This is a genomic window from Bifidobacterium breve DSM 20213 = JCM 1192, assembly GCF_001025175.1.
GTDB classification, from domain to species: domain Bacteria; phylum Actinomycetota; class Actinomycetes; order Actinomycetales; family Bifidobacteriaceae; genus Bifidobacterium; species Bifidobacterium breve.
The window spans coordinates 2,207,790-2,227,279 of record NZ_AP012324.1; the positions used below are offsets into that span (position 1 = coordinate 2,207,790).

The window sequence follows — 19,490 nt, forward strand, 5'->3', positions numbered from 1 at the left end:
GGTGCTGGGACAATAGCACCTATGGCTATCAAAAAAGGACCGACCAAGGGGTCGGGTGGCAAGCATCGCAACAAACTGAAGGGTTACGGCCCCACTCCGAAGGCCGAGGACCGCGTCTACCACAAGGCATACAAGGCCAAGAAGGCGGCGGAACGCCGGCAGATGGCCGACCCGCGTCTGGCGGCTCGCCGCCGAGTGGACAAGTTCGCTTCGGCGGACACCTCGGATCTGGTGTACGGCCGCAATTCCGTGCTGGAGGCACTGCGCGTGGGCGTACCTTCTTCCACGCTGTACATCATGTCTCGCATCGAGCATGATGACCGCACCCGCGAAATCGTGAAGATCGCCGGCATGAACGGCCTGCACATGCTGGAGGCCGACCGTCTGGAGATGGATCGCATCGCCCGCTCCGGCAACCATCAGGGCGTGATCCTGAAGGTCGATCCGTTCCAGTACTCCTCTCTGAGGGAATTGGCCGACCGTGCCGAGAAGAAGGCAAAGGCCATGGAGGCTGCGAATTCGGCCGCCGCACGCATCGCGGCCCGCCCGCTGTTCATTGCGCTGGACGGCGTGACCGACCCGCAGAACCTGGGTGCCGTGATTCGTTCGGCAGCCGCATTCGGTGCCAACGGTGTGATTCTGCCCGAGCGTCGTTCCGCTTCGGTGAACGCCGCAGCATGGAAGGTATCCGCTGGCGCAGCGGCCCACATGCCGGTGGCTCGCGTGGTGAACCTGACCAAGGCGATCGAAGGCCTGAAGGAGCGCGGCTACTACGTAGTCGGCCTGGACGGCGGTGGCGACAAGCTCGTGGGCGAAACCGGTTTTGAAACCGATCCGCTCGTGGTGGTGCTGGGATCGGAAGGCAGTGGCCTGAGCCGATTGGTGCGCGAATCCTGCGACGCGATTGCCGGCATTCCGATCAGCTCGTCCGTGGAATCGCTGAACGCTTCGGTGGCCGCGGGCATCAGCCTGTACGCCGTGTCCCGCGCCCGTCGCGAGGGCGCCGAATCAGCTCAGTAAGCTAAGCAGCCAAACAAAGAGGTCCGCCAGCGATGGCGGACCTCTTTTCGTTTATGCCGCAGAGAGCGTTTGGGTGAGCGCATGGGACTCGCCGGGTTCAAGTCTTACCGCGTGTTCGCGGCATGCGGCGGCCTCGCAGCATACGAAGTGACGCCATTCCTCGTTGACGGAATCATTGACCAGCACGCCGTACGGTTCGGCGGGGTTCCACACCACGGTTTGCGCAGAGCCGGACTTGGCAACATGAATCGTGCGACCAAAACCTTCGTCATGCAGTTCCACTGCGGCAGTCGAGGCATATACACGATCCACCGGGCCATCGAACGTCACGGCCTCGTCCGGCTGCTCACACGGCGCAAAACCATTGGTCGCATCCTCATAATGTGCGTGCTCAAGACCGGTGAGGCGAATCTGCGAGACATCGCTGACGTGGAAATACGTATGCAGTGCGGCTTCATAGGAGAACGGCGTGGCTCCAGTGTTGGTCACTGTAAGCGTCATGGTAAGGGTATCGGCAACGTGCACCTCATAATCAGCACGGAAACTGGGCACGGCATCCCCCTCGAACCAAGGCAGCATATCGGAAGGCACATCAGCCTCGGTCAGGCTGTAATGCGCATAGCTATTGCTGAAGGACTCAGCATCGAGATGCCACTGTCTGGTACGAACGAATCCATGATTCGGCTTTTTGCCAAGACCATGGCCGTCGGCAAAGCCGGGCCCAAACCACGGGAATATCACCGGAACACCGCCGCCCAGCGGCCTACCTTCAGCAACCACCACCGAAGAAGGTGCAAACACCACATCCGTGGCCTGGCTCAGCGGCCGCCAGCGCAGCAGATGCGCGCCGCGGTCGCTGATGGTGGCGGAACCTGCGGAATTGTCGATGTTGCGAAACACGAAATCAGTCATTACCTCTCCTCAAACATCGGAAAATAGTGCTGCGGTTTATCAGCGCGGGGCCGATTACTGCCGGGTAAGCCCAAGTTCAGCGAGGAACGCGACCGTCTGCTCCTTGGTTTTGAACACGGCGGTATTGCCGAGAATACGCTCGCACACGCTGCCAAGTTCTTCATGAACGGCTTGATGAATGGCCGCTCGGTCACGATTGCCGTTCAGTGCGGCGGTCAGCTCGTCCCATTCCAGCGTGAACTCACTCACCGATGCGGGTAACGGCTGGCCCTCGGCCAAGGCGTTCTCAAGCTGGGCAAGTTGATCGACCAAACGTCCGGGCAGAATAAACAGACCCTGCGCTTCGATGAGGCCAATAGGCTCCTGCTTGATCGGCCAGAATTCGGGATGCGCGTGGAACACTCCCTCGGGGTATTCGCTGCTGACGGCATTGTTGCGGAAAATCAAGCTCATCTCGTACCCGCGATCCGTAATGATGGCACTTGGAGACACAGCGGATTGACGATTACCATCCGCGTCATGGCTGGCGATGTTCGCTGCACTATCGTCAAACTGCTGCCAAGCGAGTCGAATCATATCGCTGATTTCCACGATGGCATCGCGATTGCGAGACACCACACGTACGGCGGTACCCGGCCAGTCGAGGATCTCAACCACGGCATCTGGATAGCCGTTCATGTGGAATGTGGCCCAAGCGGCCGCCTTGTGCATGGGCAGATGCTCGCCGCCGCCCTGATAGTGATCATGAGCCAGCACCGATCCGCCGATACGCGGCAGAGCGGCGTTGCAGCCCAGGAAGTAGCCGGGGAATCGGTCAACGAAGTCCAGCAGATGGCCGAAGGTATCGCGGTCAACGTGCATAGGCGTGTGCTCGGTGTTGACGCAAATGCCATGCTGGTGGAAGTAGCCGTATGGAGAGAACTGCCAGAACCACGGTTCGCCGCCCAGCGTGACCGGCACTGTGCGCAGCGTACGCTTGTCACGGCCCGCGAAACCTTCGTTCTCATGGCATATCGTGCAGGAAGGGTAGCCACCCGCCACGCTATTGCCGGCTGCAGCCTTCTTCATGTTCTTGAATTCCGGCTTGGCGAGATTGATGGTCACGGTGACGCCATGCGAATCAAAGCGCGGATTTTTGTCGAGTACGGCTTTCTTGACGTAGTTGTTGGCCACGCTGTAGTCGTAGAACCAGCGCATGGCCTCCATACCATCGTTGGATTGTTCAACGGCCACGAACCGATCCTGTACAGCGGACGGGCTGGCGGACAGCAGACCCATCACCACATCGGCGTATCGCGGCCCTTCTTCAGGCTCGAATAGGCCAGCGGCAACGCATGATTCGCGGAAGCGGCTCAACAGTTCGTCCGGCGCGGTGTCGTCTGTAGTCTCTCCGGTCGGGCGGTACGAATCCAGCTCAAACAGTTCAAAAATGCGATTACGGGTCCAATCCGCATCGCGCGGGTCAAGGTTAAGATGCTTGCCGGCATAATCGACCAGTACGTCGATGCTGGCATACACGTCGTTCAGGCTGCTGACGGTGTTGTCTGTTGCTTCGTTGCGAGACATTGGTTCGTCTTTCTGCTTATTGTTAATTACCCTAACAATTAATAATTATAGACGACCCACGGTCAACGGCACACGCGATCCACACACATAAGAAACCGCACCTCCGATCATCGAATCTGAATTACTTCAGTCCAACAATCGGGGCGCGGTTCACAGGGCCGAATATATAAATCCGCTTAATGGCTCCACACCGCCGCGTCAGGATCGTCGTCGGGGTTGTAGCCGCCGTCGTCCAGGCCGCCGTAAGTGGTCTCATCATCGATGACGCCGGAATCGGCCTCTTCGTTGAGTTCGGCAAGCGCCTTGGAATCGAGCTTATAGTTCGGCAAGACGTTTTCGATATAGCTGGTCACAGCCTCGTCCATCGGCACGTCGTGGCCGGCCTTCTCCGCCAAGAACCAACGATGGTCAAGCACCTCGTGGAAGAACTGCGCCGGCTCGATCTGCGAACGGTACTCACGCGGAATCATGCGAACCGTTGGCTCGTACACTTCGCGCATCCAATCGGTGGCCACGATTTCGAGCTCCTCGCCGTCACGCCATGTGGAGGCGCGGTAGGCATCGAGATCGTTGAGCAGGCGGCGTGCCTGGTTCTCCTGCACGTCCAAACCAGTGAGACGCAACAGCTTGCGGTTGGCGTAACCGGCATCCACCACACGCGGGCGGACCAGCACGCGCTTGCCGTCCTCGGCGGTCTTCATCTCCAGCTCGTCCACGTCGAAGCCCAGGTCGTTGAGCTTGTTGACGCGCTGCTCGATCTTCCACATCTCATCCGGGCCGAACTTGTCGGTGTCGGTCAGGGCGCTCCACAGCGAGTGGTAACGGTCGACCAAGCGGTTGCCGACCTCGATCTCGTCCACGTCGCTCGGCAGCAGACGGCCGGAGGCCAGATCCATGAGCTCGCCGATGATGTTGGTGCGGGCCAGGTCGATATCGTATTCGCGCTGGCCATCGGTAAGCTGCACCTGCAAATCACCGGTTTCGGCGTCCACCAGGAAGGCGGAAAACGCGTCGGCATCACGCAGGAACAGGACGTTCGACAGCGACACATCGCCCCAGTAGAAGCCGGCCAAGTGCAGGCGAACCAGCAGCACGGCAAGGGCGTCGATCAAACGCTCGGCAGTATCCGGCTGGAGATTGCGGGCGAACAGCGCGCGGTACGGCAGTGAGAACTTCAGGTGACGGGTGACCAGAATCGCTTCCAGCGGTTCACCGTTGCGGTCATGACGACCGGTGACCACGGCAATCGGGGTGACGGTCGGCAACTCAAGCTTCTGCAGTCGGCGCAAAATCTCATACTCGCGCTCGGCCACCTGACGGGTGATCTCTTTCATGGCGTACACCTCGTCGCCCACGTGCACAAAACGCACCACGTGGCGGGAGATGCCTCGCGGCAGGTTGGCCAGCAGGTCCTCGGGCCAGGTGGCCAGGGGCTTATGCCAGGGCAGCGTGAACATCTTCGGGTTCGAGCTGGCGGCGGTGATCTTCAATGCTTGCGGCTCAGCTGAACTGGCATGTTCGTCTTCGGCTTTGACGGACGTGGCCTTCAGCGCGCGCGGATCCATCTGGGGCAAATCGTTCAACTCCATGTGTTCGATTTTACGTGGTGCTTGGGAAGTGCAGCGAGGAGCGGCGACTTCGGCGCGTTATTCTCGCATACGAATAAATCATCTGTATGGGATTTGCCGGCCGAATTGACGTCCCGTATGCGGCGCCTCATGCGCAATCTGAACAAAATGAACGCAACAAGTAACATGAGCCCCGCTGCCGCGGCAATGCTGCCTACGGCGGCACCCGTACGACCGATAAGGCCAGGATTGCCCGGCTCCTCGCTCGGGTTATTTTCGGGCGGGACAACAGGAGTTCCAGTGCTAAATTTCGGCTCTACTGTGATGTTGAGATCAGCGGATGTGTCTCCACTGCCAGGAATCGAGATGAGGAACGGATCACAGTCGTATGCTTTGTTGGCTTTCGCCGAGCTCGTGCGGGAGACCAGATATAGGCCGAGCGGCAGATTCTGGAAAGTGAGCTGACCAGCTACGTTAGTGGTGCCGGAATGCTGGTACAGCTTGTTTTTCGCCGCGTGCGTAGCGAGCTTCTTGGCAGCATCGTGATATTCACTTGATGTCAGGCGTTCCCAATCGGCAGTGAGGCCGGAAAAATCGCCGACGGTTTTATATGAGGAGACGCTACCATCATTGTTCGTTGTGACGGTGGCGACGCGCACGATGGAATAGGTATCGCCGGCAAGCAATTTGGGCGAAGCCGTGTCTCGGCCCCATACGGCATTGATGGTGAGAGCGCCGAAAGAATCAGCTTGCGCATACGGCACCATAGAGCCGAAGGCTGCAAGAACAGTGAGGACGATAGTAACGGCGGCGGCAATCATGGCAGCAATGCGCGCCGCACCATACTCGCTTCCGCTATGCAGGTCTAACATGTCTACCCGGTCCTTTCCGCCGTGATGAATGTGATTGGTTATTTGTACTGTCTGGCTGAGGAGGCAAGTCACCGTCCGGCTCGATATCCGCAGAGTCAGAATCACCAGATGCGACCTTGGCGCTCCCACTCTGCCGGCGTCGCCGCTCATGACGCTGCCATAAATGCCATGCGACGAGCAAGGCAATCAGTGCAAGAGACGGCAACAAGTACTGCAGCGGAATGTCCACGTGGAACGTGGATCTGGCGTCATCCTGCTGCTGCGGCGCGTATGGGATGCGATGGCCACGCACCAGCAGCCGATGCGTATTGACCGCATACGGCGTACAAGTGATGAGCGTGACCAAATCCTTGCCGGGCTCAATTGCCAGTTGTTTGGTATCGGTCGGCAGAACGGTAGTGATCTTATCGACCTGATACGCATACGTGTCTTTAAGTATTCACCATCAGCCTTGGACAGAGCAACGCTCACCTTCAGTCCGAACAGGTTCACGTACAGCACGTTGCCTTCCGAAAGCACCTTGAGATCGAATGCCTGGCGGATTCTAATGGTGGTTGCAACGCCTGTGTTGTTTTGTTGGTTTTAGGTTAGTTGGTGCTGTCGAGTAATTCGATGTTTTTCTCGCTGGGTTTCATGTATCCGAGGGTTTTGCGGGGCCAGTTGTTGAGTTCCTCGGCGACCGCGTCCAGGTAGTCCTCGTGGCGCGCGGCCATGCGGCTCACGGGCCTGTTTTTGAACATGCGGCAGCCGCGCGGCGTGATGAAACCGCAGTCCAATGATTCCGACAGGACCCTGCAGATCGGCCCGACCTCGAAGCGCCCCTTGTGTTCGTCGACGTAGGCGACCATCAGGGGTGTGTCGGGTCGAGCCTGGCCTCGAAAAAAGCCGACGCCGTCGTCAATATCTCGTTCGCCCGGCGCAACTCGGCGACCTCCCGGCGCGGTTTCCTGAGCTCGGACATCGCTTCCTGCGCCGATTGCCTCGTCTCCGCCGTGACCGTCGCGTCCGCCTGGTTGCACCAACGGCGCAGCGTCTCCGGGGCCACGCCCAGGTCTTTCGTCACCTGCGCTCTTCGCCTTCGTCTCCGGCGAATACGAAGAGCGTGATTCCGTCAGCAGTCTGACGGCCTTCACCCTGAACTCCGGCGTGTATCTCGTGCCCTTTGCTATGGTTCCATCATCTCCCATCGAGTTAGGGAAAACACGGAACAAAATCAGTCCATATCACGGCGTGTCGCATTTTTTTTCGATATGATATATGTATCACAAAAAATAAACGTTTAGGATTCAATGATGAATAGGAACGCTGTAACCATAACTGACATCTCGAAGCGTACGGGGTTGTCTGTGTACGTCATCTCCAGAGCGCTCAACGGGAAAAGCGGAGTCGCACAAGAAACTCGATCCAGGATACTTAAGGTTGCCGATGAAATGGGGTATGTCCCCAACAGCAAGGCGCAAGACTTGCGTACGGGGCGCAACCGTTCGATTACGTTGCTGACCGCGGGTATGTCAAACTCCTACTATCTCGATCTGATCAGCGGTATAGAAAGCGTCCTGCAAGGCAGAGAAGAAAGTCTCTTCATCGCCGACTTGGCTGTTAATGGACGCTATGAGGAAGACAATGAGACGTCGCTTTTGCGACGAGTGGCCGAGAACCGTCCTGGCGGCATCATCTCAACGCTAGGATTGAGTGATCGCAGTAGAAGAATGCTGAGAGGGTGGGGGGTACCGACGATTTTCGTAGATTCAACCCCTGAGGTTGAGGGGGTGCTTCAGGAAGACTCAGGTGATGGCTTCTCCTATGTGACGACAGATAACGTTGATGCGGCAGAACAACTTGGTGCCCATTTGAACGAGCATGGGTTCCGTAAATGGTTGCTTGCGATATATCCGGATATATGGAATAGCCGTTATGCACGTGAACGCAGTTTGGTTTCGGCCGCAACGAAATCCGGAGCTGAGATTCGCGTGATCGAATGCGGCAACAATGAGAAAGATGCATGTGCCACCATGCTTAACTTCATGGACACGCAGGGCTATGAGCCGGATGTCGTCATCGCTGGCAACAATCCCATATTGCTCGGAGTCATGTCGGCGTTTCAAACGCGAGGGGTAAGGATCCCAGTTGACGTGGGATTGGTGACTTTCGACGATTTTGCCTGGTCAGATCTTCTTTCGCCGAGAATAACTCTCGTTGCGGAGAACAGCCATTTAATTGGAGTGAATGCAGCCAACTTTCTGTTGGAGCAGATTGAAGAGGGAAAGGAGGCGAGTGAGGGAGACGGGCCGACGATGATGCCAAAGCCTGTTCGCAGAATGATTAAATCTTCTCTGAAAGTCAGAGAATCATGCGGGTGCCTAACGCGATGATGCGTTGACGCATGTCTTGTTGAAAAGGAAAACCATGAAAAAAACGTTTATGATGCCTGTTGTTTGTTCCTTGCTTGCGGCTTCAATGATGTTGTCCGGCTGTAGCGCGGTAAGCAACGGCGACAATGCGGTCGGGGAGACATCGAAGCCAACGGAGATCAAGAGCATTGGCCTGATGGTGCAGGATATGTCCAATCCGTTCTTCTCTGCCATGGATAGGGAGGCGAAAGTTCAGGCGAAGAAGATTGGCGCTACGCTGAACGTTCAGGATGCTCAGCTTGATCTGACTACTCAGGATAACCAGATCTCGGCGTTCATTGAGCAGGGTGTGGACCTGATCATCGTCTCCGCCGTCGATGAGAGCGGTCTGAAGCCGGCCATCGAGCGTGCTCGTGCCGCGGGTATCATTGTTGTTGCTGTTGATACGCCGGCGAAGGGTGCCGACGCAATCGTGATGACGGATGGTGTCCAGGCTGGCGAGCTTTCCTGCGAATACCTTGCCAATCAATTGGGTGGCAAGGGCAATATCCTCATCGTCGATGGCACCCCTATCCAGACCATTACGGATCGAATTAAGGGATGTAAGATGGCGATTGAGAAGTATCCTGATATCAAGGTGGTTGGGCAGCAGGCTTCCAAGAACGATCGAGCCACAGGTCTTTCTGTGACCACAGATATGCTGACGGCCAACAAAGACGTGCAGGGCATCTTTGGTATGAATGATCCGTCCGCCTTGGGCGCTGCGCTGGCGGTTGAACAAGCTGGTAGGAGCGATCAGATCATCGTGACTGGTGTGGACGGTAGCCCCGAAGGGGTCGATGAACTTAAGCGCGCTGGTTCTCCGTTCGTGGGCATGTCCACGCAGAATCCTGCGGAGATGGTTCGTCAGGCCATCAAGTTCGCACAGCAAGTGGTGGATGGCGAGACTCCGGAGGAGACCACCATTCTTATCCCTAGCGAGATGATCACCCGCGAGAATGTGGATGAATACAAGGGGTGGTGAGCATGAACCAGGATCGCGCACCCATTTTGCGCCTGGAGGACATTTCCAAGAGTTTCTCTGGTGTCACTGTGCTCGATGGCATTAACCTAAACCTTTATGGTCATGAAGTTTTGGCCTTGATGGGAGAAAACGGAGCGGGGAAATCCACGCTTATGAACATCCTTTCCGGCAACCTCATGCGAGACTCTGGGAAGATCGTGGTCAATGGGAATGATGTTGATATCTCGTCTCCCCGCCAAGCCTCTGAACTTGGCATCGCAATTATCCATCAGGAACTCAACGTGGTTCCTACTATGACGGTCGCGCAAAATCTTGCCTTGGGCAACGAGCCCAAGGGCAGGTCAGGGCTTGTCGACAAGAAACAGATGCGTGAGGATGCTCTTCGCAAGCTCAGCGTCATCGGTACAGACATTAATCCTGATGTCCCTCTTGGTGAGCTGGGTACTGGCGAACAGCAAATGGTGGAGATTGCCAAGGCTGTAGCGAGTCGGGCAAAGATCCTCATCCTGGATGAACCAACGGCTTCTCTGTCTCGAGGCGAGTCCGAGCGCCTGTTCGACATCGTGGAGAAACTGCGTGGCGAAGGCACAGGGCTGATTTACATCTCCCACCGTATGGAGGAGGTGTGGCGTCTGGCTGACCGTGTCACAGTGCTTCGAGATGGTCATACCGTGGCAACGTCTGCCATCGCCGACGTTGATCAGAGCGAGATCGTGGCGAAGATGGTGGGACGCAAGGTGGAGAAGCTCTACGATCACGACGAGCGCTCCGCTGGAGAAGTCGTTCTCGACGTCCGTGATCTTCGTCTGTCTCAGGATTCTCCATCCGTGTCGTTGCAGGTTCGTGCGGGTGAAGTCGTTGGCGTGTCTGGCTTGGTCGGTGCGGGCAGGACGGAAATCGCCAGGTGTGTTATCGGTGCAGATAAGCGATTCTCTGGGGAAGTGAGTCTTAAAGGCAGAAACGTCGCATTCCAATCTCCTAAGATGGCGATCCAACATGGTGTCGCATATTTGCCCGAAGACCGCAAGGTGCAGAGCATTTTTCCGGTTCGAAGCGTGGAAGACAATATTTCCGTTTCAACGCTGGAACGTTTCGAGAGTTTCGGCATGCTGCGAAAGCATAAGATTCGCGAAGCGGTGGGGAAACTGATGCAGAAGGTCAACATTGCGTCCCGACTGCAGCAAACGCCCATCGTTAACCTGTCCGGCGGAAATCAGCAAAAAGCCATATTTGCTCGATGGATGATGCGAAACCCGGATGTGCTGATCCTGGATGAGCCGACTCGAGGAGTTGATGTTGGTGCGAAACGGGAGATCTACGAACTGATCGGAGAACAGGCGGCGCAAGGTAAAGCCATTCTGATGATTTCGTCTGACCTTCCCGAAGTGTTGGGCATCAGCGATCGCGTCTTGGTCATCCGGCAAGGATCCGTTGTGGCGAATCTGGAAAGTAAAAAAACCACAGAAGAGGAGATCATGGGTTACGCGACTGGAGTGCTTCAGCCGCAACGCCTTGGTCCTGAACATGATGAAATTCACGACAATGACGAGGTGACTTTCAATGAATAAGCAAAAGAAAATAAACCTGGCATCCGCATGGGAGAAAGTCGGTATGCCGTTCGTGCTCTTGGTGTTGATCATCTTCATGCTGATCAATGCTCCGAACTTCGGTACGGTAAGCAACCTGTTTAACGTGGCAAGGTCAATTTCGATTAGCGCCATCCTCGCGGCGGGAATGACTTTGGTGATCATTACAACGGGCATTGATCTGTCTGTTGGTTCGACCATCGCCGTTAGTGGCTGTGTGGCGGTGTTGGCCGCACGGGCTGGGCTTAACCCGATTCTTGCGGTTATTCTGGGCATGTTCATCGGCGCGGTGATCGGCTTGATCAATGGTGTACTGGTCGCCTACTGCAAGCTTGCAGCATTCATTGTGACGTTGGGTACGATGACGTTTATGCGAGGATTGGCCTACACGATAACTGGTGGCCTACCTATCGTTGATAACAATCTTTCGTTCCGGGCGATCGGAAACGGATATATCTTCAATATTCCTATTCCGTTCATCATCATGATAATCGTTTATTTGGTCATCTGGGTAGTGCTCGATAAAACCAAGTACGGATCGCATGTGTATGCGGTCGGCGGCAACGCCGAGGCTGCAAGGCTCGCGGGCATCAATGTCAAAGCCGTTTTGCTGTCTGTGTATGTGATTGCTGGGGTCTGTGCCGGTCTGGCGGGATGCATTTTCGCAGCCCGAGTGGTGTCCGCGCAACCCACAGCTGGCGATGGGTATGAAATGGATGCCATCGCAGCCGCAGTGCTTGGCGGTACGGCGTTGGCTGGTGGTAAGGGCAAGATTTCTGGAACGTTTATCGGCGCAGTGATTTTCGGCGTGCTAACAACCGGCCTTGTCCTGATGAATGTTCCGTTCTTCACTCAGCAGCTCATCAAGGGCGTGGTGATTATCGTTGCCGTGCTGATTGATGGCCTGAAGCAGAATTCATTCTCGTTTGGTTTCCTACGTAGATCGACACTATCCCCGGCCTTGAAAGGAGGTAATTGATGACCACGTATGAGTATCTCATCTCAAATTCTTCTCCGGTGCCCGCTGAAAAGCCTCAGCCAGTTGAATTAAAGCTTCCGGCCGATCTAAAGCAGGATCTTCTGTGGGGAGATACGAGCCTCGGGCAAAGTTCAGTTCTTCAGCGAGTCAATGGTGAATCAGATGGCAAAGAATCCGTGTATGTGGGAATTCTCGTTCCTCACGACGGTGAAGTCATTACAGTACGAGATGTTGAATCGGGAGACGTGATCCCGGAAGGCATTCGTATTTACGATGATACGCAGGAGAAAGATGCCGTCTGCCGTCTGGATACTGGATATTTCATTATCGAGATGTGCCGCGGAACCGGAATGGGCGAAGGTGCGTCGAAATGGGGTATCCGGCACTTCATGGCAAAAGCCGAAAACGTTGATCTGCTGTCAAGCGGTAACAATGCCATCGGAGGTTTCTATGGTCCGTTCTTTACCCCGGAGAACGGGTTGATCAATCCTCCGGAACATGTCATTGCCGATGTCGATCTGATCGAGAACGGTCCCAATATGAGCCGTTACCGTCTGGCCGGCAGAATTCCGGATGGCCTGCTCCCGGAGCTCCAGGGCAAACGCTTTACTGTCACGTTCACTTTTTACCGTGATCTTGACTTGTTCGATCGTGTGTACGACGTGGATCATTTCGAAACCGAAATTGACGGTAGGAGCGTGGTTGATCGAATCACGGTAGGAGATGAGTTCGAGGGGGGCGAGGGAGAACTGGTGTTCGATCGATTCGCTTCCTATAATCCCATCCCATATCGTAGCGGCGATCCGTATGCCGGGTTCCTCAAGGATGAAGTGCGAAGCACATTGTCCGACGAAACAGAAGTTACGGAACGCTTTGCCTTCTTTAAGGAGCTACTTGATAGGGATTTGGAAAACGCTCATTGGGACCTGTACTGGCGTCTATTTTCTCATTGGGAGAATGCCATTGAGCCTTCAGCCTTAAATCGCAGGTTGGGGCATGTCAGATCTTTGGCGCATCGTGCTTCTGATCTCAATGATCGTCCTTGGGTGGTGTCGAAAGATGCTATTGACGTGTCAGCTCATGAAGAGCAGACTGTTTTTCCGGCCTCTTCCTCCTGCACTGCCGAGTTCGACTCGCGTACGGGGCGATGCATGATATGGTTGACAACGCAGTCTTCGGGGGCGTTCCAAATCGTTCAAAGGCCACAGTCGGGATGGGTCAACTGGGGAACCAATGGGGAAAATGAGTGTCCCGCATTGCCCATTGGAACGAAGATTCGAACCATATACGGACCTTTCGGAGATCGATGGCGGGATCGGGCTGACGAATCACGATTTGATGGTGTGAGGGTGGCTCCCCGTCTCTCTTAGAAGGTGTGCGGTGACCGGCTTGTCCCGCTAAACCGAGAAATGGGCATTGATTGAAAGACGTGTAATTTCGTTGAAATTTAATGGTTTTGACGGATTGACATTTTTAGTCAGGCGCTTTTGGTTTAGCAGGACCGGTTTGGCATTGTATCTAGTTCGAGCGGCTAGTTGACGCATGTCCTGGGGCTTGGTTGACAACGATGGGGTTGGCGGCTGTTGTGGTGTCATGGATACACGGCAGCAGTCCGGCACGGCCGGCGACAATCAGACCACGTCCTCGGCGCAACGCAGCGAGTACCTGCGCAACAAGGCTCTCGCCGCCGCGATCAACGACGGCGAGAGCGTGGCCGGCGCGGCCCGGCGCTACGGCGTGAGCCGCCAGCGGGCGTACAAGATCAAACGACGATGGGACGCCGACGGCGATTCCGGGCTCCCGCCCCGTTCCCGCGCCGCGCGCACGATAGCCAACAGGACCGACGCCGTCCTGGCCTCGCGGATCGTCGAGCTGCGCAGACAACTGGAAAAGGACGGCCCGGACGCCGGAGCCGAATCCATCGCCGCCAGGCTGGAGCGCGAGGGCGTCAGGCCGCCGGCGAACTCCGCGATCCACCGCATCCTCGTGAGCGCCGGCCTGGTGCGCCCCGAACCCGGGAAACGCCCCAAGGCGTCGTGCACGAGGTTCGAGGCGTCCCTGCCCGACGAACTGTGGCAGTCGGACTTCACCCACTGGCCGATCGCCACGGTTCCGGGAGCCGTGGTCGTCTCCCGGCTCGACGACCGCTCCCGCAACCTGCTGCACGCGCGTGCGTTCGCCATGGTGACGATGGACGACGTGCAGGCCACGTTCCTTCAGGCGTGCGCCGAACACGGCATCCCCGCCAGGACGCTCACCGACAACGGCACCGTGTACACCACCAGACCGATCAGCGCCGCCCCGGGGCGTTCCGAACGCACGCTCGCGCTGATGGGCGTGCGCCAGAGCAACGGACGGCCCTGCCACCCCCAGACGCAGGGCAAGATCGAACGCTACCACCGCACCCTGAAGCAATGGCTCTCCGCCCGTCCCCTGACGTCCTCGATCGACGAGCTCAACGAACAGCTCGCCGAATTCCGGCACGTCTACAACGAGGAGCGGCCGCACCGCGCGCTCGGCCGGCGAACCCCCGGAGAAGCGTACCGCGCCAAGGGCAAGGCCCTGCCCGACCCCGAACTCGCGGCCGGGACGCAGACAAAACTCGACGAGCAGCGGCGCCGCGAGACGACGGCCGGCAGCCCCGGGGCGACGCGCAGGAAGCCCATCCCCAAGGACGAACGAGCCGAACCGGCGCGAGCGGATGTCACCATAGGGCCCGGAATCCGCAGGATCGACAGGCGCGGCTGCGTCACGCAGAACAACATCGCCGGCAAACGCCGGATCTTCAACCTCGGCAAACACAACGCAGGACGCATGGCCGAACTGCTCATCGACCACGGCCGGGCCGTCGCCACCGACCTGGAGACCGGCGAGATCCTCGCCGACCAGACGCTCGACGCCACCCGCGAATACCAATACCACAAGCCGGCGAACGATGTCAACGATGCCCCACGACAGATGTAAAGCATGCCTCAGGAGACCCGTCAACTATGCCCCAAGACATCACAGTCTTGCCGTTAATCTCCTTGGTGGCCTGACCCTCAAAGTCACGGCCGCCAAGCGCCGTCGCGGCGACCTGCACATTGGCCTTCGCCGGCGATTGATCCGTCGCATTTGAGGAATCGTTCTTGGCATCTTGAGAAGAAGCATCGTTTGGAGCCTGCGTTTGGGCTCCATCATTAGCGGAATTGCCAGCGGTAGCTTCTGCTGAGTCGTCCGCCTTATTGTCTGTCGCACCATTTGAGGATTCGGAAGAATCACCAGTAGTAGAAGATGAAGGAGATGAATCCTGCTGTGCGTCTTGATTCGTTTCGGAAGGTGTTGGCGCACCGTTTGATGTATTGGCCTCTTCTGACGTCTTATCGTCAACGTTGACATTGCGAGCAGAAGGAGCAGCTACGACAGTATTACCCCCAGAAATTACGGCGTTAGGAGAGCTACTCACATCGTCTATATTCTGAGCATATGCTGCAGGCACCATGCACACGATGGACAAGGAAACAGCAATAACCGAAGCAAGGCAACGCTTCAAGGCATGGCGCTGCCGTCCAGATTCCTGTTCTGTTCCTCCGTTAAACCCGCAACGGACGAACTTCAATTTCGAGCCCATTGTTTCCCCTCATAGATTCGCAATCCCCTTTTTCGGGAGGTTACTGCATACAATCATACAATTGGGGACAAAAGAACAAAAAACGTTCATTTGCGGGGCCTGTTAGCGTATGTCTTTCTGGGCAAAAAGAAAAGCCCCGCAGCTATGCAGGGCTTTTCCAACGAGGTCATAAGAGAGGAAGAGAACGACCCCGTTTAATGGTTGACGAAGCTTTAGGACCTCGCCAAGTATCTACTAGTTCAGACGCAGCTCGGTGGACGGTGCGAACAGGTGCATCTTTGCCGGATCAATCTTGATCTTGACCGTGGCACCAACCTGCGGCAGAGCGCGCGGGTTCACACGAATCGTGGTGAGCTTGTTCTGATCGGACATGACCTGAGAAGCCTCAGCTGCGGAGCCATCGGTGACGATGTTGCCGTAGATGTAGCCATCGGAGCCCAGATCCTCGACGTTGACGACCTTCAGGGAGAAGGCGTTCGGGTCATCAGCCGGAGCCAGGCCAGCGTCCTCAGGACGGAAGCCGACCACAATCTGGCCGTTGTCCTCCGGAGTGAGCTTGGCGACGGCATCAGCCGGCAGATCCACGGTGTCCTCACCGATCTTCGCCTTGCCGTTGACCACCGGGTGGGTGTTCAGGTTCATCGACGGGGAGCCGATGAAGCCGGCGACGAAGACGTTGGCCGGACGATCATACAGCTCGGTCGGAGCACCGACCTGCTGCAGGATACCGAGCTTGATGACGGCGATGCGATCGCCCATCGTCAGAGCCTCGGTCTGATCGTGGGTCACGTACAGGGTGGTGACACCCAGCTGGCGCTGCAGAGCAGCAATCTGGGTACGGGTCTGGACACGGAGCTTGGCGTCCAAGTTGGACAGAGGCTCATCCATGAGGAAGACCTTCGGCTCACGAACGATTGCACGGCCCATGGCCACGCGCTGACGCTGACCACCGGACAGAGCCTTCGGCTTACGATCGAGGTACTCGGTCAGGTCGAGGATCTCAGCGGCCTTCTCGACGCGCTTGCGGATCTCTTCCTTCGGAGTGCCGGCGATCTTCAGAGCGAAGCCCATGTTGTCGGCCACGGTCATGTGCGGGTACAGGGCGTAGTTCTGGAACACCATTGCGATGTCGCGGTCCTTCGGCTGCATCGTGGTGACATCCTTGCCACCGATGAGGATGCGGCCCTTGTTGACCTCTTCCAGGCCGGCGAGCATACGAAGGGTCGTAGACTTACCGCAGCCAGAGGGGCCGACGAGGACGAGGAACTCGCCATCCTTGATATCAAGATTCAGATCATCCACGGAGGGCTTGTCGTTGCCCGGGTAGATACGAGTGACGTGGTCGAAAACGACTTCTGCCATAATTACTAATCCTTTCAGAGGCAGGTACGTGCCTCACGATCCGTTGTAAAGGGATTTGTTCTTTACTGTGCTTCCGCCCTCGCTACCGACATACAACTTTGCTCTCGGAAACTGCAAGCTTCAGCGTTTACTTTTTTCCGGTTCAGTGAAGGTTCTCTTCGTTGAGCCAAGATTCACTATACACGGCCTTGCGACCAAGGCAAGTGGCGTGTCTGAAATGTAGGTAACATTTGAGCACTCCGCCATATTGTGTTGAGTGCTTCTCCCGTATGGAACGAAAATAAGAGCAACCAGGGTGCCTCGGGCAAGACGATGCTCCTCTATGCAGCGGAGGAATCTTTCTGGGCTCGTACGATGAACGTGATCTCGCCACTACCCGGCGCATGCAACGTGGTACCGAACGCAATCGTGGAGCCGAATGCATCGATTACGGTGGAGTCCATCTCCAAAACCTGGGTACCATCGGGCACTCCGAAATACCATGCCATCCGCGTATCTAACGCATGCACGCGCACGGCGGCATCGTTCTCTACCAAACGCACCGCGTAATTATGTTCCAGAAAGTCATATAGCGACTGATGGCTGAAATCCTGATCGACTACCTTCGGGAACCGCGCCGCCGACAAGAACGTGATCACATGCTGCTTGAGCTTATCATCCACGTATCGCAGCCTCTCCAGTCGAACCAAGTCGGCATCATCCGGCAATCCCAGACGTTGCGCGGCCTTTGCGTTACGCACCACGGCATTGTCAAGCACCTTGGTGTCCACCGTATTGCCAAGATCGGCCTGTTGACGAAAAAACCTCGAATATGGTCGCTAATCACCTCATGCTGGGACTCACCTTGCTTGGCAGTGCGGAATGTACCTCTACCCTGCTCTCGAACCAACAGGCCATCTTGAATCAAATCATCCACTGCATGACGCAGCGTGATACGACTTACCCCATACTGGTCACAGAGCTCCGGCTCGGGCGGCAATTGTTCGCCTGAATACATCGCCTGCGCACGCTGGCGAAGATTGTCCCTAACCGCAATATACTTCGGTACACCTTCCGCCATGGTTGTCCTCCTTGCCTTCCTTTACGACTGTACTGTGCCACGGATACACAAACCGCCGGGATTGGCAACCCATTCCCGGCGGTTCGCAGGCCGCCCTCCATATATCTGCAGAGCGGCCATGCACCGATTATTTCGCTTCTACGGCAGCCTTCTTCTTCTCACGCGCACTCATCGCAAACGATGCGGCATAGAACACCACGACCGAAGCGATAATACCAATAATGAGACCAATCTGACCACCCTTGCCGAATTGGCCAAGCAGAATACCAGCAACACCATAATCCGCATCAGAATATGTGGCATTCGCCATGCCGGTGTCGCCAAGCACAGGCAGCAGGAATAGCGGCAGGAATGTAATCGCCAAACCATTGACGAAGGAGCCAATCACCGCACCACGTACGCCGCCCTGTCCGTTACCGATTACACCGGTGGCGCCGCCGGTCATGAAGTGAGCCACAATACCCGGGATAATGATGGTGGAACCGGCCAGAGCCATGATTCCCATACCGACCACACCACCAACGAAGCTGGAGATGAAGCCGATAAGCACAGCATTGGGGGCGAAGGTGAAGATCATCGGCACGTCAAGGGCCGGCTTCGAGTTCTTCACGAGCTTCTCGGAAATACCCTTGAACGCAGGTACGATCTCACCGAGTACCACGCGCACACCAGCGAGAATGACAAACACGCCAGCAGAGAATGTGGCAGCCTGCAGGATGGCGAACACGATGAAGTTCTGCCCATCGCTCAGCTCAGATTCAATGTAGGAGCTACCCGCGAACAGCGCGACGACAACATAAATAACGGCCATCGACAGGGCGATGATGACGGTGGTGTCGCGAAGGAAACCAAGGCCTGCAGGGAACTTGATGTCCTCAGTGGACTTGGACGGGTGCTTCTTAGAACGGGTCAGACGAGCCACGAGACCGCCGAGCGCAATGCCCGCACCACCGGTGTGACCAAGGGCGACATCATTGGTACCAGCGGCATCCTTCATGAACGGCTGTACAAGCGCGGGAGAGATGGTGACAATCAAACCTTGTGCGATGGAGCCCCACAGAATCACACCCCAAGTCGACATACCGGCAACCTCGAGAATCACGGCGACCATCGTAGCCATGTAGAACGCCACATGACCGGACAGGTAGATGTACTTGAAACGCGAGGTCATAGACAGCAGGATGTTGACAATCATGCCGAAGAAGAAGATAAGGGCGGCTTCAGACCCATACTTCACCAAGACCGTGCCGACAATGGCTTCGTTGTTCGGCACCACACCCTGCACATTGAATGCATGCTGGAACATGCTGCCAAAGGGATCAAGTGCGCCGGAAACGACGGAAGCGCCTGCTGCCAACACCAGGAATCCCACCATGGTTCGGATGGTGCCCTTCATAATGTCGGTAGCCTTCTTGCGCTGCACGGCAAGACCCACCAACGAAATCAAAGCCACAATAATGGATGGCTGCCGGAAAATATCAAGTAGCACCGATAACACGCCGTTCATGCTCTCTCCTTTAATCTTTATGCTTGTTTGTATTGTTGTTTTCCGGATTTGGCGCCGGGTCGGGGCAACAATG

General features: G+C 56.6%; 15 protein-coding genes and 3 pseudogenes. 7 read left to right on the top strand and 11 right to left on the bottom strand.

What is annotated here, in order from left to right:
• Positions 1 to 21 precede the first annotated feature (21 nt).
• Positions 22 to 1,020, top strand: a complete 999-nt coding sequence (rlmB, locus tag BBBR_RS09600; protein WP_003827811.1) for a 23S rRNA (guanosine(2251)-2'-O)-methyltransferase RlmB — start codon at positions 22 to 24, stop codon at positions 1,018 to 1,020.
• A 51-nt stretch (positions 1,021 to 1,071) separates the two neighbouring features.
• On the opposite strand, the gene BBBR_RS09605 is transcribed toward rlmB, so the two are convergent.
• The 7 genes and pseudogenes from BBBR_RS09605 to BBBR_RS11390 form a co-directional block, all read right to left on the bottom strand.
• Complete coding sequence (locus tag BBBR_RS09605; protein WP_003827812.1) at positions 1,072 to 1,932, bottom strand: D-hexose-6-phosphate mutarotase; 861 nt, start codon at positions 1,930 to 1,932, stop codon at positions 1,072 to 1,074.
• A gap of 54 nt (positions 1,933 to 1,986) precedes the next feature.
• On the bottom strand, positions 1,987 to 3,498 hold the full coding sequence (locus BBBR_RS09610) for a UDP-glucose--hexose-1-phosphate uridylyltransferase (protein ID WP_003827813.1): 1,512 nt from the start codon (positions 3,496 to 3,498) through the stop codon (positions 1,987 to 1,989).
• Positions 3,499 to 3,674: 176 nt separating this feature from the next.
• On the bottom strand, positions 3,675 to 5,087 hold the full coding sequence (locus BBBR_RS09615; RefSeq protein ID WP_003827814.1) for a DUF4032 domain-containing protein: 1,413 nt from the start codon (positions 5,085 to 5,087) through the stop codon (positions 3,675 to 3,677).
• On the bottom strand, positions 5,078 to 5,938 hold the full coding sequence (locus BBBR_RS09620) for a hypothetical protein (RefSeq protein ID WP_014484423.1): 861 nt from the start codon (positions 5,936 to 5,938) through the stop codon (positions 5,078 to 5,080). The genes BBBR_RS09615 and BBBR_RS09620 overlap by 10 nt, the downstream gene beginning before the upstream one ends.
• Positions 5,922 to 6,377, bottom strand: a pseudogene (locus tag BBBR_RS10550) (sortase); the annotation flags it as partial. The pseudogene BBBR_RS10550 and the gene BBBR_RS09620, both read right to left, overlap by 17 nt.
• 148 nt (positions 6,378 to 6,525) lie before the next feature.
• The gene (locus BBBR_RS11385) at positions 6,526 to 6,786 is read right to left on the bottom strand and encodes a hypothetical protein (protein ID WP_003827818.1); all 261 of its coding nucleotides are present in this window, start codon (positions 6,784 to 6,786) and stop codon (positions 6,526 to 6,528) included.
• Positions 6,786 to 7,001, bottom strand: coding sequence for an IS3 family transposase (locus BBBR_RS11390; RefSeq protein WP_003827819.1), 216 nt, complete (start codon positions 6,999 to 7,001; stop codon positions 6,786 to 6,788). Before BBBR_RS11390 ends, BBBR_RS11385 begins: the two co-directional genes overlap by 1 nt.
• Positions 7,002 to 7,227: 226 nt before the next feature.
• On the opposite strand from BBBR_RS11390, the gene BBBR_RS09640 reads away from it, so the two are divergent.
• The 6 genes from BBBR_RS09640 (at position 7,228) to BBBR_RS09665 (ending at position 14,842) form a co-directional block, all read left to right on the top strand.
• The gene (locus BBBR_RS09640) at positions 7,228 to 8,310 is read left to right on the top strand and encodes a LacI family DNA-binding transcriptional regulator (RefSeq protein ID WP_003833030.1); all 1,083 of its coding nucleotides are present in this window, start codon (positions 7,228 to 7,230) and stop codon (positions 8,308 to 8,310) included.
• Between the two features lie 34 nt (positions 8,311 to 8,344).
• Complete coding sequence (locus BBBR_RS09645) at positions 8,345 to 9,313, top strand: ABC transporter substrate-binding protein (protein WP_003827821.1); 969 nt, start codon at positions 8,345 to 8,347, stop codon at positions 9,311 to 9,313.
• A gap of 2 nt (positions 9,314 to 9,315) precedes the next feature.
• A complete protein-coding gene (locus BBBR_RS09650; RefSeq protein WP_003827822.1) occupies positions 9,316 to 10,881 on the top strand; it encodes a sugar ABC transporter ATP-binding protein in 1,566 nt (521 codons plus the stop codon).
• On the top strand, positions 10,874 to 11,878 hold the full coding sequence (locus BBBR_RS09655; protein WP_003827823.1) for an ABC transporter permease: 1,005 nt from the start codon (positions 10,874 to 10,876) through the stop codon (positions 11,876 to 11,878). The genes BBBR_RS09650 and BBBR_RS09655 overlap by 8 nt, the downstream gene beginning before the upstream one ends.
• Complete coding sequence (locus tag BBBR_RS09660; protein WP_003827824.1) at positions 11,878 to 13,248, top strand: hypothetical protein; 1,371 nt, start codon at positions 11,878 to 11,880, stop codon at positions 13,246 to 13,248. The genes BBBR_RS09655 and BBBR_RS09660 overlap by 1 nt, the downstream gene beginning before the upstream one ends.
• 223 nt (positions 13,249 to 13,471) lie before the next feature.
• Complete coding sequence (locus BBBR_RS09665; protein WP_225851449.1) at positions 13,472 to 14,842, top strand: IS481 family transposase; 1,371 nt, start codon at positions 13,472 to 13,474, stop codon at positions 14,840 to 14,842.
• 28 nt (positions 14,843 to 14,870) lie between these two features.
• Here the strand turns inward: BBBR_RS09665 and BBBR_RS10555 are convergent.
• The 4 genes and pseudogenes from BBBR_RS10555 to BBBR_RS09680 all read right to left on the bottom strand — a co-directional run.
• A pseudogene (locus BBBR_RS10555) lies at positions 14,871 to 15,359 on the bottom strand (hypothetical protein); the annotation flags it as partial.
• 363 nt (positions 15,360 to 15,722) lie between these two features.
• A complete protein-coding gene (locus tag BBBR_RS09670; RefSeq protein ID WP_003827827.1) occupies positions 15,723 to 16,850 on the bottom strand; it encodes an ABC transporter ATP-binding protein in 1,128 nt (375 codons plus the stop codon).
• 320 nt (positions 16,851 to 17,170) lie between these two features.
• Positions 17,171 to 17,910, bottom strand: a pseudogene (locus BBBR_RS09675) (GntR family transcriptional regulator).
• A 127-nt stretch (positions 17,911 to 18,037) separates the two neighbouring features.
• A complete protein-coding gene (locus BBBR_RS09680; protein WP_003827830.1) occupies positions 18,038 to 19,417 on the bottom strand; it encodes a PTS ascorbate transporter subunit IIC in 1,380 nt (459 codons plus the stop codon).
• Positions 19,418 to 19,490 lie beyond the last annotated feature (73 nt).

Bases quoted from the DNA above. Each gene is read 5' to 3' on its own strand.
- rlmB (WP_003827811.1), top strand. From the start codon at position 22: ATGGCTATCAAAAAAGGACCGACCAAGGGGTCGGGTGGCAAGCATCGC.
- BBBR_RS09605 (WP_003827812.1), bottom strand. From the start codon at position 1,932: ATGACTGATTTCGTGTTTCGCAACATCGACAATTCCGCAGGTTCCGCC.
- BBBR_RS09610 (WP_003827813.1), bottom strand. From the start codon at position 3,498: ATGTCTCGCAACGAAGCAACAGACAACACCGTCAGCAGCCTGAACGAC.
- BBBR_RS09615 (WP_003827814.1), bottom strand. From the start codon at position 5,087: ATGGAGTTGAACGATTTGCCCCAGATGGATCCGCGCGCGCTGAAGGCC.
- BBBR_RS09620 (WP_014484423.1), bottom strand. From the start codon at position 5,938: ATGTTAGACCTGCATAGCGGAAGCGAGTATGGTGCGGCGCGCATTGCT.
- BBBR_RS11385 (WP_003827818.1), bottom strand. From the start codon at position 6,786: ATGGTCGCCTACGTCGACGAACACAAGGGGCGCTTCGAGGTCGGGCCG.
- BBBR_RS09640 (WP_003833030.1), top strand. From the start codon at position 7,228: ATGATGAATAGGAACGCTGTAACCATAACTGACATCTCGAAGCGTACG.
- BBBR_RS09645 (WP_003827821.1), top strand. From the start codon at position 8,345: ATGAAAAAAACGTTTATGATGCCTGTTGTTTGTTCCTTGCTTGCGGCT.
- BBBR_RS09650 (WP_003827822.1), top strand. From the start codon at position 9,316: ATGAACCAGGATCGCGCACCCATTTTGCGCCTGGAGGACATTTCCAAG.
- BBBR_RS09655 (WP_003827823.1), top strand. From the start codon at position 10,874: ATGAATAAGCAAAAGAAAATAAACCTGGCATCCGCATGGGAGAAAGTC.
- BBBR_RS09660 (WP_003827824.1), top strand. From the start codon at position 11,878: ATGACCACGTATGAGTATCTCATCTCAAATTCTTCTCCGGTGCCCGCT.
- BBBR_RS09665 (WP_225851449.1), top strand. From the start codon at position 13,472: ATGGATACACGGCAGCAGTCCGGCACGGCCGGCGACAATCAGACCACG.
- BBBR_RS09670 (WP_003827827.1), bottom strand. From the start codon at position 16,850: ATGGCAGAAGTCGTTTTCGACCACGTCACTCGTATCTACCCGGGCAAC.
- BBBR_RS09680 (WP_003827830.1), bottom strand. From the start codon at position 19,417: ATGAACGGCGTGTTATCGGTGCTACTTGATATTTTCCGGCAGCCATCC.